At 55.6% G+C, this 11,037-nt stretch carries 8 protein-coding genes; all 8 read right to left on the minus strand.

The features are described from left to right. Positions 1 to 293: 293 nt before the first annotated feature. Positions 294 to 1,343 (minus strand): proline racemase family protein, encoded by a 1,050-nt coding sequence (locus tag K787_RS0120230; protein ID WP_022964628.1) that lies wholly within the window; start codon positions 1,341 to 1,343, stop codon positions 294 to 296. Beyond that, on the minus strand, positions 1,340 to 2,524 hold the full coding sequence (locus K787_RS0120235; RefSeq protein ID WP_022964629.1) for an alcohol dehydrogenase catalytic domain-containing protein: 1,185 nt from the start codon (positions 2,522 to 2,524) through the stop codon (positions 1,340 to 1,342). The genes K787_RS0120230 and K787_RS0120235 overlap by 4 nt, the downstream gene beginning before the upstream one ends. Before the next feature lie 93 nt (positions 2,525 to 2,617). After that, entirely contained in the window at positions 2,618 to 3,991 is a 1,374-nt protein-coding gene (locus K787_RS23975; protein ID WP_022964630.1) for a UDP-glucose dehydrogenase family protein, read from the minus strand. A 552-nt stretch (positions 3,992 to 4,543) separates the two neighbouring features. Beyond that, entirely contained in the window at positions 4,544 to 5,257 is a 714-nt protein-coding gene (locus K787_RS0120245) for a transposase (protein WP_022964631.1), read from the minus strand. Positions 5,258 to 5,377: 120 nt separating this feature from the next. Continuing rightward, entirely contained in the window at positions 5,378 to 6,145 is a 768-nt protein-coding gene (locus K787_RS25165) for an ABC transporter ATP-binding protein (protein WP_152486875.1), read from the minus strand. Then, positions 6,145 to 9,588 (minus strand): T6SS effector BTH_I2691 family protein, encoded by a 3,444-nt coding sequence (locus tag K787_RS0120255; protein WP_022964633.1) that lies wholly within the window; start codon positions 9,586 to 9,588, stop codon positions 6,145 to 6,147. The genes K787_RS25165 and K787_RS0120255 overlap by 1 nt, the downstream gene beginning before the upstream one ends. A 25-nt stretch (positions 9,589 to 9,613) precedes the next feature. After that, entirely contained in the window at positions 9,614 to 10,450 is an 837-nt protein-coding gene (locus tag K787_RS23980) for a DUF4123 domain-containing protein (protein ID WP_022964634.1), read from the minus strand. Beyond that, the coding region (locus K787_RS0120265; protein WP_022964635.1) for a bacteriophage T4 gp5 trimerization domain-containing protein at positions 10,447 to 11,037 on the minus strand (591 nt) is incomplete at its 5' end. The genes K787_RS23980 and K787_RS0120265, both read right to left, overlap by 4 nt.

Genomic DNA, 11,037 nt, shown 5'->3' on the forward strand with positions numbered 1-11,037 from the left:
TTCAGACGTGTGCTCTTCCGATCTACTCCGTCATACCCGACTCCACTCCGTCATTCCCGCGAAGGCGGGAATCCATTTTCGGGTTTGTAAAAGCGGGGTTGGGCATCTTGTTTGCGGGTGTGGTGTTGGGGTCAAAGTCAAAATGGATCCCCGCCTTCGCGAGGATGACGACGGGTGGTTGGTAGGATGACGACGGGTGGTTGGTAGGATGGCGGCGGGTGGTTGGCAGGATGACGAGGGGGTGGTTGGCAGGATGACGTGGTGTGTGGGCGAGGATGACGGGTGGGGTGGGTTTACCCTGTCGTCAGGATATGCCGTAGCCCGCTGCATTCAACCATAGGATCGTCGCAGTTAATTACGATCTCCGAGCGGGCTAATACGTAACTTCGACCGGTAATGGTGTTCTCGACCATCTGGTGCGTCCCGGACGAGTGCGTCCCAGACGTTCGCGTCCCGGTCATCTCACCAATAAAACCAGTATCGCGCAGGGACACCGTTTCCAGTTTGTCACCGACACTAATGCGCCCTTCGTAGTGCATCAGCGCCAGGCGCGCTGAGGTGCCGGTGCCGGTGGGGCTGCGGCAGATGACGCCGGGGTGTACGTAGGTGGTGGAGCGGGAGCGGTAGAAGTTGTCGGCGATCTGGTCCACTGGCCCCATAAAATGCAGGAACGGCAGCGGGCCGACATCGCCCAGGGTGTGGTGCGAGAAGCCGCGCTCGGCTTGCAGCGCTTCGACTATCGCAAAGGCGCAGTCATTCAGCGCGCGTTCTTCCTCACGAGCCAGGGAAAACCCAAGCTCTGCCGCGTCCACCAGCGCGTAAAAGCCGCCGCTGTAGGCGACGCTGTAGTTGACCCGGCCAATACCGGGTACGTTGATGCTGGCGTTGTGTGTGTGAATATAGCTGGGCAGGCCTTCGCAGGTGATCGACTCAACCACGCCGTCACGCACCTGTGCTTCGATCTGTACTAGCCCGGCGGGGGACTCCAGGGCAAAGCGCTGGCGGCCTTCCTGTTTGGCGACCAGGCCGCTTTCGAGCACGGCGGTGGCGGTGCAGATGGTGTTGGAGCCGGAATAGATCGGGTAACCCATGACCTCCATGATGATATAGCCGGCCTGCGCCTCTGCCAGGGTGGCGGGCACGAGCAGGTCTACCGACATTTCCGGTATGCCGTAGGGCTCGTTGAGCAATAACTTGCGCAGTCCGTCGGCCTCATCACGCAGGTAGTGCATCTGTTCGCGCACGGTGTCGCCGGGCAATGGGTTAATACCGCCAATGACGATACGGCTGACGTCGCCGCCGGCGTGGGTGTCAATCAGTTGCAGGGTCAGTTCGTTGCTCATGGGCTCTCCGCTAATGCATAGGGTGCGCCGTGTTGCTGCCATTGCGCGTCGGGCACGATGACGATCTTGCCCAGATACTGGCTGCCGCGGTTGACGAAATACTCTTCGGCACGGCGTAGCTCAGAGAGTTTGAATGCGGCGTGCAATACCGGTTTGAGCTCGCCGCTGCGAATCCAGGCGATCAGTAGCTCGGCTTCTTCGCGGGTGCCGTGGGACACGCCGAAGATCTGCACCTGGTAGAGGTAGATCCGCGTCCACATGATTTCACTGAGGTTGCCGCCGCTGGCCCCGGCGATGCTTAGGCGTGGGTAGCTGGTGCGGCTGTTCATGTCGAAGATCATGCTGTCGATAAACAGGTCGGTCATCTCGCCGCCGATCAGATCCATTACCGCGTCGATGGGCTTGCCCTGGGTGAGGGCGCGGATCTGGCCGGTGAAGTCGGACATGTCGGTGCGATCCAACACGGCTTCCGCGCCCAACTTGATCAGGGCCTGTGCCTTGTCGCCTTGACTGAGGGCGTAGGGGATAGCGCCGATGATGCGGCATAGCTGGATCAGTGCGCTGCCCACACCGCCGCTGGCGCCGGTGACCAGTACGCGTTCGCCGGTCTGAACGCCGGCCGAGGTGAGCATATGCAGCGCCGTCTGATAGGAGCACATGCCCATGGCGGCCAGCTCGGCGTCGCTCAGCTCGGGGTTGTCGATGCGGTGAAACTGGTCGGCGGGTACGGCGATGTACTCGGCATAGCCGCCGTCGGCGCCATGGCCGTAGTAGTCGGGCGTGAGGTTGATATCACGTCGCTCATTGGCATACAGGTTGAAATCCAGCAAACCGCGCTCGCCGATCCGAGCGGCGTCCACGCCGGCGCCGACCGCCACCACGCGCCCGGCCACATCAGCGCCCTGGATGCGCGGAAAGGTCAGGGTAGGGGTGCCGCCCATCTGGAATGAGGTGGTTTCGGTTTTGTCTTTGGTGGGGTACAGCCCTTCGCGGGCCTTGCGGTCGGTGTTGTTCTTGGCTGTGGCTGTGACGCGCACCAGGACCTGGCCGTTGGTGGGCTGGGGCGTGGGGACGTCCTGCTGGTAGACCAGCTTGTCGATGCCGCCGTGGCCGGTGAGCAGCATCGCTGCCATGGTGCTGGGGATGCTAGCGCTGCTGCGCTCTGAAGGATCGTGCGCCATCGTCTGCCTCCTGATCAGTGAACCTGCCCTGACCTTAGCAAACTTATGGCGCCGAACGCTAAGTCGGGTGGGTTTATTCTGAGCTGGCGCGCTTTACACTACCTGGCGCAGCACCGGCTGACTGTGCTTTTTAGGTGCGGCGCGGCCCACCCCGGCATATTCAAAGCCGTGCTCTCTTACCTGGGTGGGATCGTACTGGTTGCGGCCGTCGATAATCAGTGGCAGGCGCATGTGCTTTCTCATATTGCTGAAGTCCGGTTGGCGGAACTGCTTCCATTCGGTGACCAGCACGAGTGCATCCGCGTTCTGCAGCGTGACGTAAGGCTCGTCCATCAGCTGTATTTGCCCGCGGGAGACGGGTAACGAGTAGCGCTCAGCAATCTTGCTCATGGCCACGGGGTCGTAGGCATGAATGGTCGCACCGGCCCTCAGCAAGCCGTCAATCAGCACCAGGCTGGGTGCATCGCGGATGTCATCGGTGCCCGGTTTAAACGCTAGCCCCCAGAGCGCAATGATCTTGCCTTGCAGGTTCGCGCCCAGGCGCTGGGTGATTTGCTGTAACAGCCAGTGCTTTTGTTTGTCGTTGCGCGCTTCTACGGCGTGGAGCATGCTCATATCTTCGCCATGCTCTTTGCCCATGTGCAGCAGGGCCTTGATATCCTTGGGAAAACACGACCCGCCGTAGCCGCAGCCGGCGTAAATAAAGTGATGGCCAATGCGGCTATCCGAACCAATGGCCCTGCGCACCTGCTCGATATCGACACCCAACTGACTGCTCAGCCCGGCCAGTTCATTCATAAACGAGATGCGCGAGGCGAGGAAGGCGTTGGCTGCGTATTTACTCAGCTCCGCGTCCCGCCGGCCCATAAACAGAATCCGCTCATGGTTGCGCACAAAGGGCGCATAGAGTTCGCGCATCAGGGCGTTGGCCGGCTCACTAGATGAGCCGATGATGATCCGGTCCGGGCGCATAAAGTCACCGATGGCCGCACCTTCCTTGAGAAATTCCGGGTTGCTGATGACCACAGGCCGCCAGCTCAGTTGCCGGCGTTGGCACTGCTGCTCCAGAATCGCCTCGACCCGGCACGCGGTGCCCACTGGTGAGGTGGATTTGCAAACCACTACCGCCGGATTGTTCAACAGTTGGCCCAGTTCCGCCGCGACGCTCAGCACCTGAGAGATATCAGCCGAGCCATCATCTGAACAGGGCGTGCCCACCGCGATAAAAACGACCTCAACATCCTGCAATGCGTCATTTAATTGGGTGGTAAAAGCCAGCCTGCGACCACTGAGATTAGTCGCCAGCATCGCCTCCATGCCGGGTTCATAGAGCGGGCAAACGCCGTTGCTCAGGGCATCTATCCGCTCGCTGTTCTGGTCGACACAGGTTACGTGATTGCCCATTTCAGCAAAGCAGGCAGCCGTTACCAGCCCTACATAACCACAACCGATTACTGTAATGCGCATGGCTCTACTCCCGTCGGATAATAGCTAGATTCCGACAGGCGAGGATGACGTTGGGGTGACAGGGGGGTGAAGTGTGTGTGACGGCGCGTGAGCCTCGGGAATCATTGGGGTGGAATCAATGGGGTCAGATACCCTCTTGAAACTCAAGCTTCGACAGAGCAATTTTTGGAATCAATGGGGTCAGTGTCATTGATTTTTGTTCTCCCGAAACGCAGCAAATAATCAAGCACTCTGACCCCATTGATCTCTCTGACCCCATTGATCTTGTAGGCGGGAATCCATACAGAGTAGCCCTGGATTCAGCCGGAAAAGTCGTATTTATAACGCCCTAGCTCCAAACTCACGCCTTTTGGAAGTTTGTTGGATACTAATTCAATCACCTGATCCTGTTGGTCTTTTCTGAAATACAACGGCGCGCCTTGACGATTGTACTGCTCGGGATTTTCTACTTGGGCTGCGACGTCGGGTGGTAGCTCGTAGGGCCAGCGTAAATGGATTAATCCGTGATGCGTGTCTAGGAGTGCATCAGCGACTTAATCAATGGGGTCAGTGTCATTGATTTTTGTTCTCCCGAAACGCAGCAGACTTTCTGTCTCCGCCCCGTCCCCGTTGCGTCGCCCGCCGCCCAGTCTTGGCCTCGATTTGCGCCTTAAATCGCTCATCGCCCAAGGCCCAGCCTTTGTTCGTGGCGTCACGGATCGCGGTTGTATCCTGCTCCGGCATTGTGCCTTGAAATAGTGACCTGTATGCGCTTTGCCGCTGTGGATCTGTTTCACCCAGTCGCAGATACAGCGGGTGGGGTGTGAGTAGCTGGATCGGTTTGCCGATGGCATTTGACTGGTAGCTAGACCAGGGGTATTCCGATGCATGAGACACCATGCCCGCCCGCACAGGGTTTAATTCAATATAGCGATAAACCGCCAATAGATAATTGTCGGCATCGACCAGGGTCGATTTATATCGGCCCTCCCACAAGGTGCCCGTGCGGCGATGAGTGAAGTTGAAGTACTGAACATATTTGCGTCCTTGGGCCTGCATCAACCGGCTGACACCGTGTTCGTCGCTGGGCGTCACGAGCAAATGCACATGGTTAGTCATCAGTACGAATGCATGAATGACGACCTGATATTTGCTTGCCGCGTCCATGAGGAAATATAGGTAGGCTTTGTAGTCCGCCTCGCTGTAAAAACAGGCTTCCCGATTATTGCCACGCTGAATCACGTGTTGTGCGCAGCCAGGAAAGTAAAGGCGTGGTAACCGGGCCATGTGGGTCCTTCTTATTGGCTAGGGAGACGGTTTGGCGTGTATGGTTTTATGGTTTAAATAATCAAGCACTCTGACCCCATTGATCACCCCATTGATCACTTACAGCATTTAGGTTCACTATCAGCCTGAAAAATCGTATTTATGTCGCCCTTCTTCCAGAACTAAGCCTTGGGGTAACTTGCGTTTGACCAATTGGGTTACTTGCTCTTCTTGGTCCTTTCGAAAATAAAGTAACGCTCCTTGATAATAGTATTGTTCAGGGTTCTCGACTTGGGCTGCAATTTCAGGAGGCAGCTCATGAGGCCAGCGTAAGCGAATCAAGCCGTGATGAGAGTCAACTAAAGCCTCAATGATTTCGTCCCAGCGATGGTTCTGCTGATCTAGATCTTTGTACATTTTTTTGTAGTTGGAATCCGCACCAAATGAGGCTATCAGAATGCCCAGCAGTGCAGGGCCAACAAGAGCCGCAATCGATAGCCCTGGGCTGCTAATGAACAACATCAAGATGATGCCGGCAATCAAAAAAGGAAATACGCGCAGGAAGGTAAAAACCATGTCAGGAATATCCTGCCATTGGCATATCTCCAAATGTTCACTAGTGGAGCGATATACATAAACGGTCCTTTCTAGCCCAACTTTAACGTATAGAAACAATGCAAAAAGAAAGCAAAATACTGCGAGCCAAGAAAGAAGACTAACTCCATAAAACAGAGTGGCTATGAAGGCTATTAGAGGGATAACGAGCAGTGGTGAAAAAAATACTGTCCAGAACGCCATGCTGCGATTAATCGCTTTTACTGTCCAAGTCATCAAGCTAGGATCATTGGCATATCGCCATTTCATCTGGGAAGACAAGTCCGGCGTTTTTTTCCAACCTGTTCGTCGCATTAAATTACTCCCAAATTAAATACACTGCGTGAGCGCGCTGGAATGCTGTCTATCACGAGCCTTTCGACTTTGTCGTTGGGCTCTGTGGCCTCACCATGAACGTAAGGATTTTCATGAAGCGTACCTGCGCGCATTCCGTTGAGGTCGATACTAAAGCGGTAACCCTTGCCATCGGGTCGCTGCAACATGGAAGGCGGGTAGTGGATTTCAACTTCCATTCTATCCATGCTCTTGGCGCGCGGCACGTGCACCAACCAGACCCGCCAGTCGGTGGCATCGTACTGCGCAAGGGGTTGATGCTTATATCTTCGCACGTTTAGCGAGTCCCACTCAGCGAGCTGATCCACTGCGACCCAGTTGCCTTCGGCAAAGTAGCTGGAATACATGCCTGCTCGGTAGGATGTTTGGCGATCCTCAGTAAACCAGGTGCCTTCAGTGACCATGATGGGGTAAATGCGGATGTTGCTCCCTGCCACATCTGGAGGCAATACCAGCTTGAGCCACACGCCGCCGCGGTTGGGGTTGTCCCGGTCGCTTGAGTCCCTTTTAAAAGTTTGCGCGAGAATGGTCGGGCACATTAGCACTTCATGCAGGGCTCGCATTTCATCCTTATGGCCTTCTTCGGTATCTGGCCAATAATCTGGGTCGGACTTGCTCCAGCGGCTACGATGCAGCCAAAGCTTGAAGCCTTCTCGTTTTATCTTGTCGAGTATTACGGAGGAGGCCAAAAGAATAACACCTAATACAGCTGCAGCGACGATAGTCCAAGGCGCAAATACGGCACCGGCAGCGGCTCCGCCAAACCAACCCATTGTTCCTGCGATTAGTTGGTACGCGCCTACAACACCGAAGCCTGCGATAGCAAAGAGTTTTGCGCTATTCACTATCTTTTCATCAACAGCTCGAGCTCTGCCAATCTCATCCCAGACTTGTACGCCTTCTGCTACCGAGGCAATGACCGCGAACCCCGACATCGCGATTGCTCTGACAGAAAATGTTCTAAAAAGGGCTCGGTACTCACGGCCTGCTACCCACTTACTTGAAGCTGCTTTTGTCAGCAAAACGGCTTTAGAGCTACCGTCAATTGCGGGTATCGTGCCTGTCAACTGCGCCATCTTCGACCACATTGGCATCAACGATAGCGCTGTCAAACCACTCAACATGGTCGCCACCATATTTCCTACATTCAGTGACTCGTCCCGACTCCACTCCCCATCTGCGGTAGCGGCAGTCATGGCCGCGTGTACGTTCCAGATATTTAGAGCTGTGATTAGCCCACCAAAACCACGGTTGAGGTTGTCCGCTACCCAGGCGTTGACTCTTCTAACGTAAGCCATATAGTCGCGAGCCTTGAGCTCCATCTGGACGGCCAGCTCCGCCCGACCAAGGGTTTGTATAGCTTCTATGCGTTGCTGGATCTCTGTGGTCGTTCTGCGCTCCACGGTCAGAGTAATTTTGAACTCCTCAGGCATTTCATTGGTCAGTTTGGCCAGTTGTTTATTGAGCACCCTTAAATGCCCAGTCGCTCCGTTTCGTTCGTGGGGGGAGCCCATCTGAGCTACGCGTTTCTGGGCAGTAATCTGGCGATTCAGCTGCAGTTCTGAGCGCTTCCAGCTTGCGTGCTTTGCCGGGAAGTTCTGGTCTCTCTCGATAACGGGAACAAGCACGTCGACCTGCTTTTGTATTATGGTCGAGATGGCTATGTAGCCGATAGTTTGCCATTTTGGCCCCTGGCGCGAGCTGATTGCTGGCAGCAGTTTGTACTCAAACCCTTGCCACAGTTTTTCAAAGTGCTTGCTGGCGACATTTATCAACGTATCAAAAGACTGTTGAGCCGGCGGCCTTAAACTCTGGAATACCCTGCTGTTGCGGATGACGTCGTTGCTCAGGACGCTGAATATTTCCTGACCACGCTTTACAACCGAACTGCCCGTGACCAGATCAATGCCATCCTCTTCAACAAACTCGTTTGCGATTTGCTCTATGGCAGAGCTGAGTTCTGAGTCGAAGTTGTATATCGCTAGGCCCAGCAAGGTTTGTGGGGCGGCATAGTCGTCGATAGTCCATTTCTGACTTTTCTCGTCCTGGCTCAGAAAGCCCAGCCAGGCGTCGGCATTGGTGAGCAGGCTGAGACATTGTTCTTCATCTGTCTGATCATGGAATAAGCACACCGGGTCAGGGCCCAGGTGCTTAAGCCAGGCGATCAGATCTTCGATGCTCGGAGTCAGGTCGGCCTGCAGGGCTATTAGTTCCTGTCGCTTCTCGACAGAATATTGCTGTGCCTCTTCAAAACGTACCTGGTCGCGCAAGTCATTACGGGCAGCCCACTGATCTATCAGGGTGTTCAACTGACTGGCGATATTATCGCCGTACTCAGCATTGAGTTCGTTCTCGAGGCGGATGGACTCTATGGATGACGAAATTCCACTAAATTGACTTGGCCTTTGTACATCCTCGCGATGTGTTGCCTTGGCTGTCAGGTAACGCTGAGCTTTCTGCTTAAACTGATAAAATTCATCGGGCGTCAGGCCCATCTGGGACTCAAGTTCCGAGAAATTGGAGCCTGCGAGCATTTCTACGTGCTCTGCGATGGTTAGCCTGTGCATGTGCTCGGCTTCGAATGCTGCCAGCTCAATGGCTGGCCCTGCCGCCTGCATGCTCAGGTCGTCCAGTATGCCGAGGTTATCATCCAGGGCAATGAACAAGGCTGAGTCCTGATCAGGAACGCTACCAAGCACTGTGTCGCTGCCTAGAGCAGATTTGTACTGGGCATCGGTGTCTATGGGTTCGCTGGGGGTTGTGGTGCTGTCAAAACGTTGTCCAGCTACGGCTTGGCCTGCATCGATATCGGCTACCGACTCTGCTAATTGCTTGAGTGGCGCGCAATGCGGGGCATCCAGAGTGCGAGCGTAACTGGCTAAATCAAGTTCACGCATCCAGCGCGACTGTAGCTCGGGATCCGTCATCCGTTCTCGGGTATAGGGCGTCCACTCGACACTGGAATAGGCCAGAAACAGCTCATGGTCGCGAGGGTAGAGTAGGTGGCTGGTAGCTTCTGCGCAGTTGGGCAGGTCGCCGGACTCGGCGCTGCCCTGGGACACTTTGCTGAAGCTTGACCCTTGCACCTGATACTCGTCGAGCGTGTTGGTGGTGCGATTAACTACGTACACCCACCCGTCGCGCAGTTGGCGAAGGGTGTAGGTGCGTTTGTGTAGTCGCGGTAAGGATTGGTGGCCCTGCCAGTCGACCGGAATGGGATTAGGCGCTGGCTCGTCTGGATTTTGCGGTGCTTCATCGACGGCATAACGTACCGGGAAGATAGCCACTTCCTGTTGCTGAAGGGGACACTGTCCGGTAAAGCCTGCGGGCTTGTCCTCGAAGTTGGCCTTAAGGCTATCTTTGGCCGCGCTATCTTGCTGCGGCATTGTCATGTTCTTGGTCATGGCCTTGGTAATCCTTTATCAAGTCTCATACTGATTCCTGGTAGTACTGCTGCAAGCGTTGATCGGCTGTGTACAACGGCCTGCCTGTTTGGCGAACACTCCATTGCCGATAAGCGCCGTTATTCGCTGCGGTAAAGTCATTGCCATGGCGCAGGCTCAATGCACACCAGATGGCAATGCTTCGCTCGCTGGTTAAACCAAAAGCCTCTGCACTCATCAGCCGTTCATCCAGCCATGCGTCGATGTGCTCTTTGGATATTCGCGCCAGGTCAACTGGTTGGTGTTGCTGCAACCAGGCATAAAGTCGTTCTTTCAATTGCCAGCGATAGGCTTCTTCCAACCCTGTCATCTGTGCTTGCCCAAGCTTTTGTACGGGCTCGGCGTCTGCGTCTGCCAGACTGCTGAAGATATGTTTGCGAGCGCTTGGCTGCGGTAGCCATGAGCAGTTTGGCGCTGATAAATGCCATTCGGTGAGTGGCCCCAGGATGCGTTTTAGGCCAGCGGCGCCATAGCTATTCAGCCAGAACCAGGCGACCAGCGGATCGGCATAGCGCAGTAGACGCTCGTTGCCCATGGCATCGGTGATCTTGTTGAGTAGGCGCAGATGGCGAGCCACATCGACCATTGGTGCGGAGCTTGAAAGCATGGCGGCGAAGCCTTGCCATTCAGGTGCGGTGTCGGCTTCACTCAGTAACGCGGAGCGCGGCCCCGGCTTTACCAAGATCGGCCCGAGGTCAGCTACCTCATGCCAGGGTGTTCCGGCGTACAGTGGCTCGATTTCCAGATCGTCTTCACGACCATACAAGCGCAGGAGCGCCTGTTTATACAAAACGCCGTCCAGCAACAGATACTGGGTGCTCATGACGAGACCTGCGATTCATCCGGCCCAGTGCAGATTGCGCATAATGGTGTGGCTTTCTGAAGTGCTTGACGTTGCGCTCGTGCCAGAACACCACCCGCCACATCACTATCCGCCGCCAGTACATTCCCCGGTAACAACGGCGCTGCGCCACTACCGGCACCAGGGCTGCCGCCTGAGTTTATCTTCACACTTGGGCCTACAAGGGTTATGCCGCTGGGATCGAGTTTGACGAAGCTGCCGCCGACTTTGAAGGTGATTTCGCTACCGGCTTCCAGAACGATTTTCATGCCGCTGGAGAGGTGTATTTCCTGTCCGGCTTCGATGAACTGGCCGCTGCCGAGTTTGACGTGTTGGTTGTTGCCGACGGTGAGATGGTCATCAGCTTTGATCTCGGTTTTGCGCACGCCGTGGGTGGTGTGGTGCTCTTCGGCCATGCGCTCGGCGTAGCTGTTGGCTTCGACGCGGTCGTGGCGCTGGTTCCCGACGCGGATTTTCTGGTCGTGCTCAATGTTTTCGTCCCAGTCGCGCTGGGCGTGCAGGTAGATCTGTTCTTCGCCTTTCTTGTCTTCGATGCGCAGTTCGTTGTA

Source organism: Halopseudomonas pelagia CL-AP6 (assembly GCF_000410875.1).
In the GTDB taxonomy this organism is placed as follows: Bacteria; Pseudomonadota; Gammaproteobacteria; order Pseudomonadales; family Pseudomonadaceae; genus Halopseudomonas; species Halopseudomonas pelagia.